The 20,444-nt window shown below is 47.8% G+C and carries 17 protein-coding genes; 12 read left to right on the forward strand and 5 right to left on the reverse strand.

Annotated features, from left to right (window positions below; translation table 11 throughout):
* Positions 1–17: 17 nt before the first annotated feature.
* From N774_RS0115500 to murC, 3 genes are all read right to left on the reverse strand, one after another.
* Positions 18–566, reverse strand: a complete 549-nt coding sequence (locus N774_RS0115500; RefSeq protein ID WP_024862119.1) for a VanZ family protein — start codon at positions 564–566, stop codon at positions 18–20.
* Positions 567–688: 122 nt separating this feature from the next.
* Positions 689–1,270 (reverse strand): transcriptional repressor LexA, encoded by a 582-nt coding sequence (lexA, locus tag N774_RS0115505; RefSeq protein ID WP_024862120.1) that lies wholly within the window; start codon positions 1,268–1,270, stop codon positions 689–691.
* 1 nt (position 1,271) lies between these two features.
* On the reverse strand, positions 1,272–2,690 hold the full coding sequence (murC, locus tag N774_RS0115510; RefSeq protein WP_024862121.1) for a UDP-N-acetylmuramate--L-alanine ligase: 1,419 nt from the start codon (positions 2,688–2,690) through the stop codon (positions 1,272–1,274).
* A gap of 284 nt (positions 2,691–2,974) precedes the next feature.
* Between murC and spoVG the strand changes: the two genes are divergently transcribed.
* Positions 2,975–3,280 (forward strand): septation regulator SpoVG, encoded by a 306-nt coding sequence (gene spoVG, locus N774_RS0115515; protein WP_024862122.1) that lies wholly within the window; start codon positions 2,975–2,977, stop codon positions 3,278–3,280.
* Between the two features lie 41 nt (positions 3,281–3,321).
* On the opposite strand, the gene N774_RS0115520 is transcribed toward spoVG, so the two are convergent.
* Positions 3,322–3,858, reverse strand: coding sequence for an NUDIX domain-containing protein (locus tag N774_RS0115520; RefSeq protein WP_024862123.1), 537 nt, complete (start codon positions 3,856–3,858; stop codon positions 3,322–3,324).
* Positions 3,858–6,389, reverse strand: a complete 2,532-nt coding sequence (locus N774_RS0115525; RefSeq protein WP_024862124.1) for a YfhO family protein — start codon at positions 6,387–6,389, stop codon at positions 3,858–3,860. Before N774_RS0115525 ends, N774_RS0115520 begins: the two co-directional genes overlap by 1 nt.
* A 262-nt stretch (positions 6,390–6,651) precedes the next feature.
* Here N774_RS0115525 and N774_RS0115530 point away from each other — a divergent pair, with 262 nt between their 5' ends.
* The 11 genes from N774_RS0115530 to N774_RS0115585 all read left to right on the forward strand — a co-directional run bounded on the left by N774_RS0115530 (position 6,652) and on the right by N774_RS0115585 (position 20,427).
* Positions 6,652–7,782 (forward strand): cysteine desulfurase family protein, encoded by a 1,131-nt coding sequence (locus N774_RS0115530; protein ID WP_024862125.1) that lies wholly within the window; start codon positions 6,652–6,654, stop codon positions 7,780–7,782.
* A gap of 264 nt (positions 7,783–8,046) precedes the next feature.
* Complete coding sequence (thiI, locus tag N774_RS0115540; protein ID WP_024862127.1) at positions 8,047–9,225, forward strand: tRNA uracil 4-sulfurtransferase ThiI; 1,179 nt, start codon at positions 8,047–8,049, stop codon at positions 9,223–9,225.
* 71 nt (positions 9,226–9,296) lie between these two features.
* Positions 9,297–9,833 carry a CinA family protein gene (locus N774_RS0115545; RefSeq protein WP_024862128.1) on the forward strand — a complete coding sequence of 179 codons (537 nt, stop codon included), beginning with the start codon at positions 9,297–9,299 and terminating at the stop codon, positions 9,831–9,833.
* Positions 9,833–11,566 carry a class B sortase gene (locus tag N774_RS0115550; protein WP_024862129.1) on the forward strand — a complete coding sequence of 578 codons (1,734 nt, stop codon included), beginning with the start codon at positions 9,833–9,835 and terminating at the stop codon, positions 11,564–11,566. The genes N774_RS0115545 and N774_RS0115550 overlap by 1 nt, the downstream gene beginning before the upstream one ends.
* Positions 11,563–12,513: a class B sortase gene (locus N774_RS0115555; RefSeq protein ID WP_024862130.1), complete on the forward strand. Its 951-nt coding sequence runs from the start codon at positions 11,563–11,565 to the stop codon at positions 12,511–12,513. Before N774_RS0115550 ends, N774_RS0115555 begins: the two co-directional genes overlap by 4 nt.
* 36 nt (positions 12,514–12,549) lie before the next feature.
* Entirely contained in the window at positions 12,550–13,848 is a 1,299-nt protein-coding gene (locus N774_RS0115560; protein ID WP_024862131.1) for a SpoIID/LytB domain-containing protein, read from the forward strand.
* A gap of 416 nt (positions 13,849–14,264) precedes the next feature.
* Positions 14,265–14,696 carry a division/cell wall cluster transcriptional repressor MraZ gene (locus tag N774_RS17710; RefSeq protein ID WP_024862132.1) on the forward strand — a complete coding sequence of 144 codons (432 nt, stop codon included), beginning with the start codon at positions 14,265–14,267 and terminating at the stop codon, positions 14,694–14,696.
* A 57-nt stretch (positions 14,697–14,753) separates the two neighbouring features.
* On the forward strand, positions 14,754–15,695 hold the full coding sequence (gene rsmH, locus N774_RS0115570; protein WP_024862133.1) for a 16S rRNA (cytosine(1402)-N(4))-methyltransferase RsmH: 942 nt from the start codon (positions 14,754–14,756) through the stop codon (positions 15,693–15,695).
* The gene (locus N774_RS0115575) at positions 15,688–16,188 is read left to right on the forward strand and encodes a hypothetical protein (RefSeq protein ID WP_024862134.1); all 501 of its coding nucleotides are present in this window, start codon (positions 15,688–15,690) and stop codon (positions 16,186–16,188) included. Before rsmH ends, N774_RS0115575 begins: the two co-directional genes overlap by 8 nt.
* A gap of 308 nt (positions 16,189–16,496) precedes the next feature.
* Positions 16,497–18,890, forward strand: a complete 2,394-nt coding sequence (locus N774_RS0115580; protein WP_024862135.1) for a penicillin-binding transpeptidase domain-containing protein — start codon at positions 16,497–16,499, stop codon at positions 18,888–18,890.
* A 97-nt stretch (positions 18,891–18,987) separates the two neighbouring features.
* Complete coding sequence (locus N774_RS0115585) at positions 18,988–20,427, forward strand: UDP-N-acetylmuramoyl-L-alanyl-D-glutamate--2,6-diaminopimelate ligase (RefSeq protein ID WP_024862136.1); 1,440 nt, start codon at positions 18,988–18,990, stop codon at positions 20,425–20,427.
* The last annotated feature ends 17 nt before the right edge of the window (positions 20,428–20,444 follow it).

Genomic DNA, 20,444 nt, shown 5'->3' on the forward strand with positions numbered 1-20,444 from the left:
GAGTTGCGAGTTGAGAGTTATTGTTGCTGAGATAAATCAGAATTTGTGGCTTTTCGTATAGCAAATATGACACACGCCCCAATCATAACACCGCTCGTATTTAATATTATGTCATCAATATCTGTATGCCTTTCGGGACATAGCAGTTGGGACAGCTCAATAAAGATAATAAAACAAATCCCTGCGAACACTGTTTTTTTGATATTATCAAGCTTGCGAAAACAGATAGGCCATACTATTCCTACTGGTATAAACATTGCTATGTTCCCTATAATATTGATAAGCCATCCATCATATCTGTCAAAGAGAAAAAAGAACGGGATTAAACTTATCATGTCAGACGGTGTCTCTGAAAATCCAATCGTTAGTGTACCTATTTTTCCATCAACAAAATGTAACGGGAAGTATACAAATCTTGCAATAACTACAAGACATATGTATACAAGAAGCATCTGTAGTTCTCGTTTTACCGAAAACTTCTTGAATCTGATCGCAATTATGAATCGCACAATTATCCAAATGAGAGTTATAAAAATAAACATCTGTAGATAGGAAATCTCAATCATAGTCACTGCCTCATCCTTTCTTTAGCAGATAGCTTGATAAATTCCGATTTATCTCAGCAATGTCTGTTATTTACGGGCGGATATTATCCGCCCCTACAAGCTAACGGCTAAAGGCTAATGGCTCAATAGTAGCGTTTCAAGCCGATGACCTTGCCGAGGACTTCCACCTCGTCCACGATGATAGGCTCCATAGTGGGATTCTCGGGCTGGAGACGGTAGTGTCCCTTTTCCTTGAAGAAGCGCTTTACGGTAGCCTCCTCGCGGTCAATGAAAGCAACGACTATATCGCCGTTTTCAGCGTAGTTCACACGCTTGACGATGACAATATCCCCGTCAAGGATACCTGCGTCTATCATGCTCTCGCCGCGTATTTTCAGGGCAAAGAGCTCCTGAGGGTCAATGCCCGGGGCTTCAAAGCCGATGTAGCCTGTGATGTCCTCAACGGCTGTGATAGGCTGTCCTGCGGTAACTGTACCCATTACGGGAACTGATGTAGTGCCGCTGTTTGGCAGACGCAGGGTGCGGTTGAGGTTGCCTGTTTTCTCGATAAGTCCCTCGCGGACGAGAGTTTCTATGTAGCGGTGAGCAGTGGACGTGGACTTGAAGCCCATAGCGTCCATAATCTCCCTGACAGAGGGAGACATACCGTCGCTGAGACGGGATTTTATATAGTTGAATACTGCTATTTCCTTATCCTTGAGCATATTATTTCTCCTCCGAAAGCTTTTTCAGTACCATTTTTGCTATTTTGTAGGCGTCACCGCAGCCGAGAGTGATAACCAGGTCGCCCTCCTGTGCGTTCTCGCAGATATAGTCGCATATCTGCTCAAAGTTAGCGTACTTGCGCTCGTCCGTCCACTCTGCGGACTCGTCCTGTGGGAACCAGATACAGTCGGGTATCTTCTCGGCAAGGTGGCGTGTGAAGATACCGTAGGTGTTCTTTTCGCGGCTTCCCATGATATCAGTGAGAACAGCGTGGTCGGGTATCTGTAATACTCTTGCAAAGTCGTCCAGCAGCAGCTTTGTACGGGAGAATGTGAATGGCTGGAACACAGCCCATACATGTTTGAAGTTCATTTCCATAGCCGCGTTGAGAGTAGCTTCAAGCTCTGTGGGGTGGTGAGCGTAGTCGTCCACGACGGTTATGCCCTTTTCAAAGCCCAGCTTCTCGAAGCGGCGCTTAGCTCCGCGGAAGTCCTCCAGCCCTTTCTGAATGAACTTGAAGTCCACGCCAACGTAACGTGCAGCAGCAACGGCAGCCAGTGAATTGAGCACGTTGTGTATGCCTGCCACATGGAGAGTTATGGTTCCAAGCTTCTCGCCCTTGTACATAGCGTCATATGTGGTAAGGAGACCGTTCTCGTGCTTTACGTTCTCGGGGTAGTAGTCGCAGGAGCTGTCCCTGCCGAAGGTGATTATCTCCTTGCCTGTGATGCCTTCCAGTGACTTCATGGAGTTTGCGTCAGAGCCGTTGACGATAATGCACTTTGAGGTGTTCTCATTGAATTTATGGAAGGACTTGATGATATTTTCAAGTGTACCGAAGTAGTCAAGGTGATCGGCGTCGATATTGAGAATAACGGATATATCGGGGAAGAATTTAAGGAAGTGATCCTCAAATTCGCAGGACTCGCATACCATTATATCGCTTTTGCCTGCAACGCCGCTTCCGCCTATGCAGGGGAGCTTTCCGCCGATATATGCGGACAGGTCAACGCCTGCGGTAAAGAGTATCTGAGTGATCATTGAGGTAGTGGAGGTCTTGCCGTGAGTGCCCGAAACGCAGATAGCGTTGTCGTACCAGCTGGTAACGATACCGAGAAGGTCTGCACGTTCAAGGACGGGAACTCCGCTGGCTCTTGCAGCAACAAGCTCAGGATTGTCAGCCATGATAGCGGCAGTGTGTACGATAAGGTCTGCGCCCTCGATATTTTCAGCTCTCTGACCGATGAAAACGGGGATACCCATTTTTCTTACTGCGTCGAGAGTTTCAGTCTCGTTGTTGTCCGAGCCTGTCAGGTAGTAGCCCTGAGAGTGGAGTATCTGAGCGAGGGGGTACATGCCCGAGCCGCCTATGCCGATGAAGTGAATGTGCTTTTTGCCGTTTAAGATATTGATATCCAAAATGATCACCTTTCTTAAATAAATGATATACTGACGGGAGCGAAAGGGCTTCCGAATGTTGACGCTGAGGATAGAGTATGCGATTTTTATCGCATATACACATATAAATATTTAATTCCTGCCTTTAAAGTTGCAAAACAGCTTGCATTTTTACAAAAAACGAGTTATAATAGTTTATAGGTTTACTTACAGTTCGAGTTTATTGTCATAACAATAAACTTATTGACGTTCAATTCCGACATTTTTATCGAACATAAAGATAATACAAACAAGGAGAATAGCTTATGGAAATTACAGATGTAAAGATCAGGAAGATCATGTCCGAGGGCAGGCTTCGCGCGGTAGTATCACTTACTATCGACGAATTGCTTGCAGTCCATGACATCAAGGTGGTTCAGGGCGACGAAAGACTTTTCGTGGCAATGCCCAGCCGCAAGGACGAAAACGGAGTTTTCCGCGATATCGTTCACCCCATTTCACCATCAGCAAGGAAGCTCTTTGAGGAGACTATCCTCGACACTTATGAGAGACAGCTTGCTGTCATGGAAACCGAGGAAGCAGAGAATGCTACTGCCGGAGCTGACGAATAAAACAGAAGATTTCCGCGACCTGCCGAAAGGCAGGTCTTTTTTTATATGCCGAGGATACGTGCGGCTTTGAGGATAGTCACCTGAGTTTTTCCGTCGCGTATAGTGCCGTCCATGACCTGTTTTACAGCCTCTGCAAGTGGGATACGTTCCACGTCGAGGAATTCGTCGGGGTCAAGGTTCTGGCTGCTGAATGTAAGTCCCTTTGCAAGGTACATGTATGTTACCTCGCTGTTGTATGCGGGAGTTGGCAGCATTTCGCCCAGATATACGTACTCCGAGCAGGTATAGCCTGTTTCCTCAAGGAGCTCACGTCTGCCGCAAACAGCGTGGTCCTCGCCCTTTTCAAGCTTTCCTGCGGGAACTTCGCGGGTAACTGTCTGGAACGGATAGCGGAACTGCTTTACGAGAAATATCTCGTTGTTCTCTGTTATAGGTATGACGCATACTCCGCCGTGGTGGTGGAGAACGTCGCGGACAGCGGTCTTGCCGTTTTCAAGCTCCGCTGTGTCGTGAGTTATAGTGAAGATAGGTCCCTCATATATTGAGTCGCTTGTGATGGTTTTTTCCTGTAAATGCATTATTTTCTCTCCTTTTTGAAAAGGCTGTCGCAGTAGTCCTGAGCTGCCTTTATTTTTTCACATGATGTGTAATCGTAGTAATGCTTTATATCAATGATATCGCCCTTGCGCTTACGTCCCGGCAGAAGCACATATACCGCAAGTACAGCTGCGGCACAAAGGCTTATTATTATACCTATGCGCAGGTAGGGCGTTTCGTAGCTGAAAACGATAATGTTCTCGCCTGAGTCGGCTCTTACAGCCATGAAGCCCTCGTCCACACGCTCAACATCGGCAGGAGCGCCGTTCACTGTGGCTGTCCAGCCCTCACTGTAGGGTACGCTGAAAAATACCAGCTGAGGCTTTGCAAGGTCGATGACCGAGGTGAAGCCATGGGAATCAAAGGTGAAGCTCTTTGAGCAGCACTTGCGCTTCTCATTGCAGAATACAGAGTAGGTATTCCGCGATAATGTTGAAGCATTTCCCATATCGTACTCCGTGAGGATATCACTGTATTTTTCAGCCTGCTCGTCGCTGAGCACAAGTGCTTTCAGCATGACGTTCTGGCGCTGGAGCTTTGACTTGTTTTCGGCGTCGGACTTCTTCACGTATTTGTCGTAGCCGAAGCCCATAGGTATGAACAGCTCGTTCTCGTATATCTCAAAGTGTTCGTTTTCGCCGATATACTTGAAGTTCGGAAGCTCGTCGGGAATTATGACCCTGCTGGTGTCCTCATCGTCCTTAGCCGAATTCTTTGAGGACGCAGATGAGGCAGAGGAGCTGTCCATGCTTGATGACACCAGTTCATCATAGCTGCACCCCTCGGTCTTTTCCTTGTAGTAGTACTTCACGGAGAAAAGTCCGCGGAGAGGGTAGTTGCTCAGCTCGGGACGTGAAGCCACGTCGCGCTGTATACCGATGAAGCTGTAAAAATCCATGATAGAGGTGCATACAACGCTCTGGAAAGCCCTCATTGTTGGCAGTCCCCATATCATGGGGTAGTTGTCGCAGTCCTCGGAAATATCTATGCGGAAGAAATTATCGCTTGTGACCTGTTCGCAGACGCCGTCGCCGCCCTCAATGGCGGAGCTGATGTATTTGCGGGCGTCGCCTATGGTGTTTGCTCCGTAGAGTGAGGTGGTCAGGATACATATAACGGAAGCGGCAGCTGTGGCGAACACCATGAATCTTGTGCTGAGAGTGCCTTTTTTCTTTCGGCGGAGCACGAAAAACGTACATATGAGGAATACCACTGCCACGCATATGGTCAGCCAGAAGTACAGCGGGTCATCGGGCATTGAGAAGAGCCTTGCCTTTTTGCCGTCCTCGGGCTTTGCGGGGAAAACTCCTATAACTGCCAGTGCTGCCAGCATAACGGCGCAGAACCGCAGTCCGAACTTGCAGTCGCAGTTCTCGTCGTCAAGGGTATGAGCTGTCATCATAGCCATAATGAGTATGGGCATGTAGAACCACCGTGCGTAGTAGTAGGAATTAGCAGCCTGAAAAAGACTGTTCAGAACGGGGATAACTGCGAATATGCCGCAGCATGCGAGAAGCCTTGCCGCCCAGTGCTTCTTGTGCATACGCAGGAAAGTGAGAACTCCCACCATGGAGAAAAGTGGCAGATATCCGCCGATAGAAGCCCATTTTTCAAAGTCTGATTTGAGCAGATTGGGATATGCGGGCGGATCCGACGGCATAAAGAAGCTCTGGATTATTCTCGGGATAAGGGTCTTATCATTATAAGCGACCATATCCGCACCGTAGGCGTGCTCGCTTATCCTGTAGTTTCCCATGAGCGCCATAGCCGAGGGCAGTATGATAAAGGCTGCCATAAGCGTACCGATGATCGCTTCGAGAATGAGCAGAAAGAACTTTTTCCATGATGTGTGGAAGTCCGCACACCTCATTCTGAATAGATAGTACAGCACTAGAAATACCGCCTGACCTGCAAAGAAATAGTAGTTTATGCATGCCATGAGCGCAACTGAAAGTGCGAAAACGCCCTTGCGCCGGCAGTTGATGTTCTCCTCCATAGCGATGAGCATAAGAGGGAAAAAAGCGGTAACGTCCTGAAAGTGATTGAAGAATATATTGTAGACCTGAAAGCCCGAAAATGCGTAGAGCAGAGCTCCTGTGAGAGCGGCGTTCTTGCCGCGGACGAATCTTCGTATATAGACGTAGGCTGTCAGGGAAGCCATACCGTGCTTTATAGCCAGCAGAAAGGGCAGGGAATAGAGCACCAGTCCCCGCGGGAGCAGGGTGGACAGCCAGAAAAAGGGGCTTCCGAAGAGGTAGAACGAATAGGACGTCATGAAGTCCGAGCCCAGATCGGTAAACCAGTTCCAGCCGAAGCTGCCGCTGCGTACAGTGTCATTTGCAAGACTGTAGAATGGTATCTGCTGTGCATTGAAATCGCCGAAGTATATGAAATATCCGCGTTCGGTCAGCATCATCGGCAGTGTGGTCACCAGCAGGGTGAAGAAGCCTATGAGGAACGCAGACAGGTATTTTTCCTTGTAAGAGCATATATTGCCGCAGCTCTTTTTCACTGTATTTTCCTCCGTAAAATTAGATATACAAATTCATTATAGCACACCGTCAGGAAAAAAGCAACAAAAATCGAATATATTTTCTATTTCCGTGCGGTTGCTTTATCTTATAAAATATGTTATAAGCGCGGAGCCCGCGCCGCCGTGTTCGCGTTAAAGAATTGAAAATGCGGCAGTTTACGTCCGCGAGTGTTGCTATTTCTGTAATTATATGTTATAATATAAGTTACGTTACTAAATCAACAAACGAAGGGAACATAAAATGGAAGTTTACCTTGATAACGCGGCGACAACAAAGCCCTGCCCAGAAGCAGTTGAGGCGGCTGTGGCAGCCATGACCGAGAATTACGGAAATCCCTCCTCCCTCCACAGAGCAGGACTAAACGCACAGCTTGTGGTGGACGGCGCAAGAAAAGCCATTGCCGACAGCATCGGCGGGGACAGGGACTGTATATACTTCACCTCGGGAGCTACCGAGAGCAACAACCTCGCTCTCCGCGGAGCTTCTGCGGCTTACGGAAGAAAAAATAAGAAGATAGTAATATCCGCAGTGGAACACGCCTCCGTTGAGGAGACTGCCGCTGACCTTGAAAAAAAGGGATTTGAGGTGGTGAGAGTTTCTCCCCGTGAGGACGGGCGCTATTATGCAGCGGACTTCGTAAATGCCTGCGATGACAGCACCTGCCTTATCAGCATGATGTACGTCAACAATGAGACAGGCTACATACTCCCCGTCAAGGAGACCTTTTCGGCTGTGAAACGCCGTTATCCCCACATAATCACCCATACGGACTGCGTGCAGGCTTACATGAAGCTTCCCATAAAGGCAGGCACACTCTGCGCAGACCTTATCTCCCTCAGCGGTCACAAGATACACGGCGGCAAGGGTGTTGGAGCTCTTTACATCAAAAAGGGAGTACGTGTGCTGCCCGTAGTTACAGGCGGTAAGCAGGAAAAGGGCATACGCTCGGGTACTGAGAGCGTTCCCATGATAGCGGCTTTCGGAGCTGCGGTAAAGAAGCTTTCTCCCACTGTTTCGGAGCGCTGGGATAAGGTCAGCGGGCTTAAAGCGTATCTGCTGAGCAAGCTGAGGGATATGGAGAACGTTACGGTAAATTCTCCTGAGGACGGCTCACCATATGTGGTGAATATCTCGGCAGTTGGCAAGCGCTCGGAGATAATGCTCCACTTCCTTGAAAGCAAGGGTATATACGTGTCAAGCGGCTCGGCTTGTTCAAAGGGACAGCAGAGCGGAGTTCTGGGGCAGTTCGGCATAAGGGACAAGCGTGCGGACAGTGCTCTTCGCATAAGCATGACTGCTGAGACTATAGAAGCGGAGCTTGATATGTTCTGCGAGGCTCTCAGCGAGGGCATGGAAAAGGTAAGAGGCTGAATTTATGGATTGGTTTGGTCTTATTGCTTTTTCGGTAATTTGGACGCTGATATGGATAGCTTGTTACTATGCGTCGGCAAGTGCGAGGATCAAAAAAGCAAAAAAAGAGGGAAAGTCACCTAAATTATCTGCGTGTCGGATTTTTTATGCCGTAACATGGATCATTGGGCAGATTTTTTATTGGAATATGTGCTTTGCTCTTCGGGAATTTGCCCAAAATAAGTAAGAAGATAATATTATTTATAATAGTATAGGAGAATTTGAATGAAAGAGTTAATACTTGTAAAATACGGTGAAATGGCACTGAAAGGTCTCAATAAAAAGACCTTTGAGGATATGCTCATAAAGAACATAAAGCGCAGACTGAAGCCTCTCGGTCACTTTCAGATGACCAGCGCTCAGTCCACAACATACATAACTCCTCTTGACGAGGACATCGACCTTAACGAGGTGGCTGACAGAGTGGGCAAGATTTTCGGTATCGCCACATACTGCCGTGCCTGCGTATGCGAAAAGGACTTCGAGGACATCTGCAATAAGAGCTATGAGTACCTTGAAGATGTACTGAGCTGCGCAAAGACCTTCAAGGTCAACGCAAAGCGCTCGGACAAGGCATTCCCCATGAAGTCTCCCGAGATCTGCATGGAGCTGGGCGGAAAGCTGCTGGAGAAGTTCCCGCACCTTTCTGTTGACGTCAAGAACCCCGAGGTAACTGTTACTGTTGAGATACGCGACGAGAACGCATTCGTTCACGCAGAGAATATCAAGGGAGCAGGCGGACTTCCCGTGGGAAGCAGCGGCAAGGCTATGCTTCTCCTCTCAGGCGGTATAGACAGCCCTGTTGCAGGCTATATGATGGCAAAGCGCGGTATCCACATCGCCGCTATCCACTATGTGAGCCCTCCCTACACCTCAGACCGCGCACAGCTCAAGGTCGAGGAGCTCTGCCGGAAGCTGACTGACTACTGCGGCGGTATCGCTTTCTACTGCGTGCCGTTCACAGAGTTGCAGGAGGCTATCAAGGACCACTGCCCAGAGGAGTTCTTTACTATTATAATGAGAAGACTCATGATGGAGATAGCTCAGCGCATTGCCGCAAAGGACAACTGCCTTGCCCTTATCACAGGCGAGAGCGTGGGACAGGTGGCAAGCCAGACAATGGCGGCTATGGTATGCACAGCCGCAGTATGCCGCATACCCGTGTTCCGTCCCTGCGTCGGCATGGACAAGACCGAGATAATTGAGATCGCACGTAAAATAGACACATTTGATATATCCGTACAGCCCTACGAGGACTGCTGTACAGTATTTACCCCACGTCACCCAAAGGTAAGACCTCAGCTTGCTGACATCGAAAAAGCACAGAACAGCTTCGACTTTGAACCCCTCATACAGAAGGCTGTTGAAAATACCGAGATGAAAACCTTTAATTTTGGTGAATGATTTTTTAAGTTTTTTACAAATCAATCACTTTATTTTTGTGAAATGTGGACTAAAGAAAGGGTGGGGATTTAGTGGTAAGCAGTAAATTTTCTGAATGTGACACCGAAAAACTTGACAAGACCGTTGAAAATGTTGTAAAATTATTAGAACGGAAGAGGTTTACCATAGCTACAGCGGAGAGCTGTACGGGAGGACTTCTTTCGGAGCTTATAACATCAGTATCGGGCGCGTCTGCGGTCTTTGAGCTTGGGATATGCACATATTCTCAGCGGATAAAGACAGAGTTTCTGGGTGTCCCCACCGAGGTCATACAGGATCACGGCGTGGTGAGCGAGGAAACAGCACTGAGCATGGTCAAGGGACTTAAAATACGCTCGGGAGCAGATGTGTGCGTTTCCATAACGGGCATTGCAGGTCCATCGGGCGGAACTGCAGAGACTCCTGTGGGAACGGTGTATATCGGTTTCGATATTTGCGGCAGTCAGTTTGTAAGGCTGCCCGAGCTTTGGAAGCTGAGCGATATGAGCAGAACGAATATCAGACGATGTGCGGCTGCTTATGCGTTTGGCACGATTGAAAAAATACTGATGGAGGCGAGTAAAGACTGATGAGCGAAAAAATAACCGACGGAAGCTCAGAAGCTCAGCGCAGAGCTGAGAAGATAAAGGCTATCAGAAGGTCTATCCGCAGTGAAGCGGAAGTCGCTCCGATGACTTATGAAAATAAATCAGAAAGCGAACGCTCGGAGAGCATAGCCGACCGCATTGCAAAGGTCAAGGAAAAACGCAATGCAACAGCGGCGGATATACTTGAAGAGCTCGACAAGGCAATAGCAAGAGAAAAGGCAGACGCAGAAAGAATTGCTGCCGATAAGGCGGAAGCTGACGCAAAGGCTAAGGAAAATGCTTCTCCCGATATCTCTGATATACTCCCTGCACTGGAAACTCCCGCACATGAGGAACTCCAGGAGCTGGCGGAGGAAGTAGCCGAGGACTTCACAGAGGTCAGCGGTGATATCACGGGATATACGGAGGACTTTACCGAGGCGGAGGCAGAGGCTGAAACCCAGACGCAGTCAATAAGCACAGCGTATGCACATGCGGCAGAGGCTGAAAGTGTGATTGAGGAGAAGGACGATGAGACCATGGTCTTTACTCCTGTGAGCCATACTGCCGAACCAAAGGAAGAGCCGATTCGCCCTGTACACAGAGCTGTACATGAGGACAAAGCTCCTGAGCCAATTATTCGGGCGGCTGCGGAGACGACCTCTGAGGAAGTGAAGAAGCCTTCCAAAAAGAAGAAGAAAAAAAAGAAGAAATCATTTAAACAGCGTTTGCTGGACCTGTTTCCCAAAAAGGGAGACAGGCTCGGTGAGCGCATAAGAAAAATCGTTTTCCTGGGTTCTGTTGTGGCTATCGTTGTCTGCGGATACATAGTGGGTGACTACTACTATGACCTGTGGACAAGCAAGCGCAAGACAAAGAACCTTATGGAAATTTATGAGGTATACGGAGATCAGGAAGCTCCCAAGGAAGAGGAGCCTGCCGATGACCGTGTCAGATATCTCGATATGCTGCCGGGTGCACGCAAGCTCTGGGAGCAGAACCACGATATCGTCGGCGTCATCTCTGTTCCCAATACCCCTATAAATAACCCTGTCATGCAGGCAGAGGACAATGAAAAATATCTGAACAGGAAGTTTGACCTGACTGAAAACATAGCAGGAGAGCTTTTCCTTGATTACAGAAACCATTTCGACGAGGTCGGCGAGGACGGTTACTTAAAGTGCAAGAACTCGGATAACCTTGTCATATACGGTCATAATATGTACGACGACCAGATGTTTGGCTGTCTCAAGTATTATAACTGGAGAGACGATTATTACGGACTTCACCCTGTAATAGATCTCAGATCAAATTACGAAAACTACAAATATAAGATATTCGCATTCTTTATTATTGACTCCAAGGACGAAACGGATACCAAGTTCGAGTGCTGGAACAAGCTTGACTTTGACAATGAAGATGACTTCTACAACTTTGTCAATGAAGCCAAGAGAAGAACTATCCGCCTTAACAATGTTGACGTTAAGTACGGCGATCCGCTTCTCACCCTTTCGACCTGCAATACTACTCTCGCAGATGAAGACAGAGGCCGTATCATAATAATGGCAAGACGTGTGCGCGACGGCGAGGACCCGATAGAGGGAACTCAGGACAGCGTGCGCAACCCCAATATAAAGTGGCCGAATTTCTATTATGAGAACCATTCGGACGAAAGGTATGATCCCAACGCTCCATTTGAGCCGTACGGACCGACGGAGGCGAATAAGAAGCAATGAACAAACCTGCAAAGATAATCACCGCCTGTGCTACCTGCGCGGCGGCATTGGGACTTGGTGTGCTGGCTGTAATGATAAACAAGGACAAAAAAGCAGTCCCCATATACAGCGATGTGATCGAAACTACAGTTCCTGTGGAAGTAACTACCAAGGAGCTTCCCGATGATCTTGCCGAAAAGTACGGATTCGTACCGTCACAGCTCGGTATGACAGACAGGGCAAAGTCGCTGCTGCACGTCAATAAGGACGTCATCGGCTGGATAAAGGTAGACGGTCTCCAGATCGATTACCCTATCGTCAGGGATCCGGGTGAGATACATTCGGATCAGGCTTTTTACGGCGGCAGGGATTACTACCCCAACTTCTTTTATCTGGATAACGATCTTTACAGACAGTACGACGAAAAGGGCAGCCTGTTCCTTGACTACCGTGATAATTTCGGCAGCATTGAAAGCGAACAGTCCACCAATCAGGTCATATACGGTCATGCGTGGTGGAACGGCGAGATGCTGGGCTGCACAAGAGAGTACAGACTGAATCCCGATTTCTACTGGAATAATCCGTTCATACATGTCAGCTCCAATTACAAGGATTACGATTACGTTATTTTCGCTATCCTTGTTACAAGCGGAACCTATGACGAAACGGACTTCCACTACTGGGATATGGAAGACCTTTCTTCGGAAGAAGATTTCAATTTCTATATCGACAAGTGCAAGAGCCGCTGGCTCTATGACACGGGAGTCGATGTAAAGTACGGCGACAAGCTCATTACCCTGTCTACCTGCTATTCGGACGTGGATAATTCACGCTTCCTCGTAGTGGGAAGAAGACTCAGGGACGGCGAGGTCGCAGGGGATACAAATTCTATCCAGCGTACTGAAGCCTGGTTACAGGCAAAAAAGCAGGAAGCCGAACAGGCTGCTGAGGAACAGCCCCAGCAGTAAGCGAACTCTTATATTTTTTCAATAAAGGAGAGCGTTATGAAGGTACAGACAATGCTTAAACGAGCGGCAGCTGTGGCTTCGGGAGTACTTGTGCTCTCGGCAACTGTTAGCATGAACACCGCGGACAGCTCAACTTCAGCCGAGGAAACTGCGGCTGCGGAAACCACTGCGGAGGTAAGCGAAACAGCTGCGGAAACCGAAAACACTTCCGAGAAAGCTTCGGAAAGTGCGGAGGAAGAGTCAAAGATGCCAGAGGATTGGGAGAAAGCTGATGTCAGCGATTATGATTCCAGCCTCACTCTTATAAGCTATGAGCTCGCAACGCCTGAAATGGCGAAGGTGGGCGAAGCTGTTGATCCATATGCAGGACTTTCGGAAGAAGAGCGTAAGGCTCGTGAGGAAGAGATTGCAAAGAAAAAGAGCGCGTTGAAAAAAGCAACGCCTACTTTATCAAAGAATGCGGCAAAGAGCCGCAGCATAGCACCTACAGCGGTGGAGCTCAAGACCTCCGGCGCGTCGGTAGGTGATATACCGCAGTCACAGTCGGATCCGGATGTGGAAGCCAAGCCCGGCGAATTCGCATTCGTTACCTACGGCTGGGGACACGGCGTCGGTATGAGCCAGAACGGCGCAAACTTCTATGCAAGCTGCGCAGGCTGGACATATCAGGATATCCTGTTCCACTATTACCCCGGAACAGAGCTTATGAATACAGGAATGACTGACGAGGAGGAGCTTACCATAGCTCATGAGCCTGCTGGCGATACCCTCAAGGTCGTATCTGAGATAGTCAACCGTGAGGTCGGCGGAAGCTTCTCTTACGAAGCTATCAAGGCTCAGGCAGTTGCGGTTTATACTTATATAAAGTATAACGGCGACGATTCAAAGGACCTGAGAGGTAAGGCTGACCCGCCCCAGGTAGTCATTGACGCTTGTCAGGAAGTACTGGGCGAGGCACTTTACTACGACAACAGTTACGCGCTGACAGTATTCTCCGCTTCAAGCGGCGGCTGCTCGGCAAACTGCCGTGACGTATTCTATGCGGATTATCCGTACCTCAGAAGCGTGCCCAGCGACTATGATGCCGCTTACGACCCGCACTGGGGAACAGTTACATATATGACTGCCGAGGCAGTGAAGAAAAAGCTTGAAACAGCTTACCACATCACTCTTTCGGACGATCCCGCAAACTGGATACAGCCCGTTTACTCAGAGGAGACAGGCTACGTCATCTCTGTAAACATAGACGGACAGACAACCGCTAAGGGTTATCCGTTCTCAATGATGATGGGACTTAAATCATCAAAATTCAATCTGAAATATACATATGATTGATATGGCTCAAAGCCAAAGGATACATGGAACAAAAGGAATAAGTCTTTGGATGTGTGGGACACAGTCTCATTATATCCGAAGGCTTATTTCTCCTTTTGGGTGATGAAAGGTGAAGCCGAGAGGTGAAAAAAACCTGAAAATGATCCCAAAAGGTGATAAAAGGTGAAAACAACGTAAAAAATTTAACAAAGATAAAAACGTTTGTTTCGTTTCTTTCTAACCAATGGTTAAACATTAAACAAAATCCACAAAAAATCGCCGATTTTTGGGGATAATATTGTCGGAAACTCCATATTGATTTTCACACTGAATAATGGTAAAATATGTTTAGGGTGAAAAAAGGTGATTGGATGTGAAATTTTCCAAATTAGGGTGAATCAATCCTAAAGGTTAGAAAGAAAGTGAGGCGAAGTTCTATGGCAGATCTGTTATGCGGTACCTACTACCCAAGTATAGATCAGAAAGGCCGTATGAGCTTCCCGACCAAGCTCCGAGAGATACTCGGACCCGAATTCTACCTTTGCCAGGGACATGATGACTCCTATATCGCCGTTTACTCGCCGGAAGCATTTCAGGCATACTGTGATGTGCTTGGCAATATCCCGGGACGTGACGGAGCTCTCGCAAGACGTAAGCTCCTCGCAGGTGCTGATAAGCAGATCCCCGATAAGCAGGGACGTATCTTTATCACACAGCAGCTCAGAGACCACGCAGGTATTACTGACGAAGTCGTAGTTATCGGCGCTGATAAAAGAGCTGAGATCTGGAATAAGTCCAAGTGGGAGGAAGTCAACAACAGTATCACTCAGGACAAGATCAACGACATTCTTGCAGGTCTTGTTATCTGATACAGACGTTTTTATCTTTGTTGCCGATCAATATCGGAATAAGGAGAGTTTTGTTTGATGGAATTCAGCCATATACCTGTTATGCTTGAGGAATGTATCGATGGACTAAACATTCGTCCCGACGGTATCTATGTTGACGGTACCGCAGGCGGTGCAGGTCACTCCTCTGCAATTGCCTCACGTTTGAATGAAAATGGAAGGCTCATCGCTCTTGACAGAGACCCCGACGCAGTCGCAGCTGCGACAGAGCGCCTCTCAGTCTACAAAAATGCGACGGTAGTTCACAGGAACTATTCCGAGATAAGAGCGGTCCTCAATGAACTTGATATAGACTATGCCGATGGTATCCTTATGGACCTTGGCGTTTCGTCATTTCAGCTCGATGAGGGAAGCAGAGGCTTCTCATATCACTCCGACGCTCCTCTTGATATGAGAATGAGCAAGGAGGGAATGAGTGCAGCCGATGTGGTCAATACTTATTCCGAGCAGGAACTGGCAAGGATAATCTTTGAGTACGGAGAAGAAAAGTTCTCCAGAAGAATAGCTTCAAATATTATCCGTGCAAGAGAAAGCTCGCCAATAATGACTACTATGCAGCTTGCAGATATCATAAGAGAAAGCGTTCCTCAGAAAGCGAGACGCGAAAAGAACCCGTGCAAAAAGACCTTTCAGGCAATAAGAATAGCAGTCAACGGAGAATTTGAGCACCTTGAAAAAGGTCTCGAGGACGCGTTCTACAGTCTGAGGGCAGGCGGACGCCTTGCAGTTATTACTTTCCATTCCCTTGAGGACAGACTCGTTAAACAGAAATTTGCGGAATGGTGCAGGGGATGTATATGTCCACCGGATTTCCCCCAGTGTGTATGCGGACACAAGCCGCAGGGAAAACTTGTAAACAGAAAGCCATTAGAGGCTAAGGAACAGGAACTCGAAAGAAACAACAGAAGCAGAAGCGCAAAGCTCAGAATAATAGAAAGGAGTGCGGAAAGCAATGGCTGAAAACACTGTACGCTATTATATGGACGAAAGCTATGACGATGCCGATTCGGACGAGACGACCGAAACAGGTGACGCTATGCAGAATGACTCTGAGCATAAGCCCGAGATACAAATGAGCAAGACCGAAGCCCGAAGCGGTTCGGTATTCAAGATAATTATTGTATCGCTGATGGCTGCCGCGCTGCTCGGCTCGGTCATCTATTCACTTGATAAGCGGAATACAGCCTACAATAAGGTTTCCACTCTTCAGGAGAAGCTTGATAGCGCCGCAGCCGAAAACGTAAGACTCCAGTCTGAACTTGACGGAAAAATGTCGGCTAAGAGCATAGAAGAATATGCCAAGTCGCTTGGAATGGAGAAGATCGATTCCACACAGATAAAATATATCCAGATTCAGACAGGCGACGTCGTTACTATTCCGGAGCAGGAAAAAGGCATTATAGCGAAAATAAAGTCCTTTTTCGATAAATGCGTGGAATATTTCAGAGGGTAGTACCAATATATATATAACAAAAGGGCTGCCCGTATAATTAATGAACACTATCGGCAACGAAAAAATATATAAATGCCGAGGTTATATGTAGAACACGGAGATACAGCGGGTGATCGGAATACCGGATGTGCAGTTCCCGGGCTCTGGGCGAAATAGTGCCCGGGGACGGCAGTCCACGCTTGAATAGCGATAAATCCTTCGTCGTATCAAAACAAAAGGACATCCTGAAAAGATAAATAAGATGTTCAGAGGCGGGGCACATGACAACCCTGCCTTTTTTATTATAGATCACGGAAAGGAAGATTTCAGTGATAAATCCAAATCCCTCAAATGCAATGAGGTTCAGATCGAAAATAGTGATGACTGCCGCTTTCAGTGTGCTTTTTGCGGCTGTAGCAGGCAATTTCTTTAAGATATCAGTATTAAACAACAAGAAATACCAGAATATGGCTAACGATCAGCACTTCGGCTCAGTAAGCATATCCGCTCACAGAGGCTCTATATACGACTCAAAGGGCGTTGCTCTTGCCAAAAGTGCTACCGTATACAAGATATTCATTGACCCAAAGAGCTTCAAGGAGGACCTTGAAACCCTTGATAAGCTTATAAAAAAGCGTGCTCTTGATATTGCCAACGGTACATATACTCCTGCTCTTGATGAAAACGGAGTTGACAAGAAACAGCTTCCTGCTTCAATTGACGAATTCAAGACAGATGCGGTGAATTTCCTTGCGATCAAGCTCGGTATCACAGCAGAAGAGGTCCTGCAAGCCATCGAGCAGGACAGCCAGTATATCGTTTTGCAGGAACAGGTAGAGAAGCCCATTGCAGACGAGATCGACGATTTTTTCAACGAGTATGGCTTTGTCTCGGTAAGAAATGAGGAGGACACCAAGCGCTATTATCCTCAGAAGGACCTTGCCGCTTCCGTTATCGGATTTACTACAGGCAATATCTCCTACGGTATCGAGTCCTCTTACAACGAATATCTCTCGGGAGTTGACGGCAGAACTATCTCGGCTGTGGACTCCAACGGAAACGCTCTCCCTTATAAGTACTCCAAGACCTATGAGGCTAAGGAGGGCGACGATGTGTATCTCACCATAGACAGAGAGATACAGTACATACTTGAAAAGAATCTCCAGAAAATGGTGCAGGATCATAAAGTCAAGAACCGTGCCTGCGCTATCCTTATGGATCCGAAGACAGGCGCTGTATACGGTATGGCGACATACCCCAGCTTTGATCTCAACGAGCCCTTCAAGGTATCGGATCAGACTATATTTGAAAAGATATTCGCTGAAAAGAATATCACCGAGCCCACGGGTAAGGACTTCAAGGACTATACTCCCGAAGCAAGAGAGCGAATGTGGAAGAACAAGTGCATAACCGAGACCTACGAGCCCGGTTCTGTATACAAGGTCATAACCAGCTCGGCGGCAATTGAAGAAAACGTTATTGACATAGAGCATGACAGCTTCTACTGCGAGGGCTATAAAAAGATAACCGGTCATATAGCCAATATCGAATGCTGGAAAAGAGCTCCGGGTCACGGAATGCAGTCCTTCCAGGAGGCTCTCACAAATTCCTGCAACCCTGCTTTCATGGATATCGGTATGAAGCTGGGCGATGAGAAATTCTGCTATTACTTCGATGCATTCGGCTTCAGAGAGCCTACAGGCATCGATCTTCCCGCTGAGGTAAGCGGCAATAACAAGACCCTCGAAGAGATGGAGCTTGTTGATCTTGCCGTAAGCTCATTCGGACAGTGCGAAACTATCACTCCCATGGAGATGATAACCGCCTGCTGTGCTTCCATAAACGGCGGCTATCTGCTCCAGCCCTATGTGGTTGATAAGGTAGTTGACGGTGACGGAAATGTAGTTCTCAAAAACGAGAGAACTGTAAGACGTCAGGTAATATCCGAGGATACCTCGGCTAAGATGAGAAATGCACTGTATCAGGTCGTAACAGGCAACGGTGCGGGAAACGTTAACATCAAGGGCTACGCTATCGGCGGCAAGTCGGGTACCTCTCAGCGACTCAGCGAGACTTCACGCTATGAGTCCATCAAGGAGAAGGAAAACGACGCCATTCAGGAATACGGCGCTTCCTATGTGTGCTTTACACCTGCGGACGATCCCGAGCTCATACTCTTTGTAATGGCTGATATGCCTGATAAAGAGAACGACGGCTACTACGGAAGCAAGTGCGCGGTGCCTACTGCAAGAGATATTCTCACAGAGGTGCTCCCGTATCTTGGCAAGAGCCCCGAGTACAACGAGCAGGAGCTCAAAAACCTTGACATAAAGGTGCCACTCCTCAAGGGCGCAAGCATAGATGACGCTATAAAGACTCTTGACGGTATGGGCGTAAGATATGAGAAGATAGGCAACGGCATCGAGGTCGTTGACCAGTCTCCCATGACAGGAAAATCCATTGCCAAGGACGGCTGTGTATACCTGTACACAGAAAAGGTGAATTACGCGGATACACTTGTAATGGTGCCCTATCTCTACGGCTGCAGCCCAAGCGTTGCAAATCAGATCATCAATGACAGCGGTCTGAACTATACATCGAAGGGCGCTTCTATCGAGCGTGAAGGCGCTACGGTAAACAGCCAGTCCATACAGGAGGGCAAAATGGTGCCGAGAGGTACTACCATAGAGCTTGAATTCATGGTGAATGAGATAAGCGACTGAGTACATACATACCTCAGAAAACTGTATTATTCAAGGCAAAAAAGATAAAACAGATAAAAATAATTATTGAACAAGAGAAGGACAGGAGGCAGACACAATGAAATTATGCGAACTTATTGAAAACAACGCTGTTACTGCTATCGGCGATACCGAAATAAGCTCTGTTACCGACGACACACGCAAGGTCACCGAGGGAAGCCTCTTTGTCTGCGTTAAGGGCGGCAGCTTCGACGGACACACGGCGGCTAAGGAAATGCTTGAAAAGGGCGCGGCGGCTGTAGTCTGTGAGCGTGATCTGGGTCTGGGAGACAGACAGATAATCACCGATAACTCACGAAAGCTCTACGGACAGATATGCTCTGCATGGTTCGGGCACCCCGAGCGCAAAATGAAGCTTATCGGCGTTACGGGTACTAACGGTAAAACTACCATTACCAACGTTATAAAGCATATCCTTATGAAGAACGGGCACAAAACAGGGCTCGTGGGTACGATACAGAACGAAATAGGAGATGAGATACTCCACACCGACAACACTACTCCGATGGCGTATGATTTCATGGGGCTGCTGGCAAAGATGGCAGATGCGGGCTGTGAGTATGTTGTCATGGAGGTCTCCTCCTTCGGTCTGTGTCAGTACAGGATAGGCTCTTCACATTTCGATGTGGCTGTGTTCACGAACCTCACTCAGGATCATCTGGACTACCACAAGGATATGGAGGATTACTATCAGGCAAAGAAAATGCTCTTTGATATATGCGACTGCGCTGTTATCAATGCGGACGACGACTACGGCAGGAGACTTTTCGGCGAGGTGAGCTGCAAGAGACTCAGCTTCAGCGTAAAGGAAAATGCGGACTTCTATGCCGACGGCATAAAGATAAAGGCAACAGGCTCCAGCTTCTGGTTCTGCAACGGCGATAAATCGCACCTTATCAAGTCAAGAATGCCGGGACAGTTCAATGTATCGAATATTACGGCAGCTATTGCTGCCTGTCTCGAGGCAGGGCTCACTATCGAGAACATAATCCCTGCTGTTGAGGAATATAACGGTGTCAAGGGACGCTGCGAGGTCATTCCCACAGGTCTGGATTTCACAGTTATCTGCGATTACGCACATACTCCCGACGCTGTGGAGAATATCCTCAAAAGCGTTAAGGAATACACGGAAAACGACCTTATCTGCCTTTTCGGCTGCGGAGGCAACCGAGATGCGGCAAAACGCCCGAAAATGGCTAAGGCTGCGGCAAAATATGCCGATAAGCTAATAGTTACCTCTGATAATCCCCGAAATGAAGAGCCCGAGGCTATTATCAAGGATATCCTTGCAGGTCTTGAGGGCGCAGATGTGAACTATGATGTTGTAGTTGACAGAAAAGAAGCGATTTTTCATGCCTTGAAAATTGCTGAGAAAGGTGATATAATAGTACTTGCCGGCAAGGGACATGAGGATTATCAGATACTTGCGGGCATGGAGCACATACACTTCGACGAGCGTGAGATAGTCGCCGAAGGCTTAAAGCTTCTGAATAAATAAAACTGGAGTTGTTATTT

The organism is Ruminococcus flavefaciens AE3010 (assembly GCF_000526795.1).
Lineage (GTDB): Bacteria > Bacillota > Clostridia > Oscillospirales > Ruminococcaceae > Ruminococcus > Ruminococcus flavefaciens_D.

Excerpts from the sequence above, each read along its gene's own strand:
- N774_RS0115500 (WP_024862119.1), bottom strand. The coding sequence starts at position 566 with ATGATTGAGATTTCCTATCTACAGATGTTTATTTTTATAACTCTCATT.
- lexA (WP_024862120.1), bottom strand. The coding sequence starts at position 1,270 with ATGCTCAAGGATAAGGAAATAGCAGTATTCAACTATATAAAATCCCGT.
- spoVG (WP_024862122.1), top strand. The coding sequence starts at position 2,975 with ATGGAAATTACAGATGTAAAGATCAGGAAGATCATGTCCGAGGGCAGG.
- N774_RS0115520 (WP_024862123.1), bottom strand. The coding sequence starts at position 3,858 with ATGCATTTACAGGAAAAAACCATCACAAGCGACTCAATATATGAGGGA.
- N774_RS0115530 (WP_024862125.1), top strand. The coding sequence starts at position 6,652 with ATGGAAGTTTACCTTGATAACGCGGCGACAACAAAGCCCTGCCCAGAA.
- thiI (WP_024862127.1), top strand. The coding sequence starts at position 8,047 with ATGAAAGAGTTAATACTTGTAAAATACGGTGAAATGGCACTGAAAGGT.
- N774_RS0115550 (WP_024862129.1), top strand. The coding sequence starts at position 9,833 with ATGAGCGAAAAAATAACCGACGGAAGCTCAGAAGCTCAGCGCAGAGCT.
- N774_RS0115555 (WP_024862130.1), top strand. The coding sequence starts at position 11,563 with ATGAACAAACCTGCAAAGATAATCACCGCCTGTGCTACCTGCGCGGCG.
- N774_RS0115560 (WP_024862131.1), top strand. The coding sequence starts at position 12,550 with ATGAAGGTACAGACAATGCTTAAACGAGCGGCAGCTGTGGCTTCGGGA.
- N774_RS17710 (WP_024862132.1), top strand. The coding sequence starts at position 14,265 with ATGGCAGATCTGTTATGCGGTACCTACTACCCAAGTATAGATCAGAAA.
- rsmH (WP_024862133.1), top strand. The coding sequence starts at position 14,754 with ATGGAATTCAGCCATATACCTGTTATGCTTGAGGAATGTATCGATGGA.
- N774_RS0115575 (WP_024862134.1), top strand. The coding sequence starts at position 15,688 with ATGGCTGAAAACACTGTACGCTATTATATGGACGAAAGCTATGACGAT.
- N774_RS0115585 (WP_024862136.1), top strand. The coding sequence starts at position 18,988 with ATGAAATTATGCGAACTTATTGAAAACAACGCTGTTACTGCTATCGGC.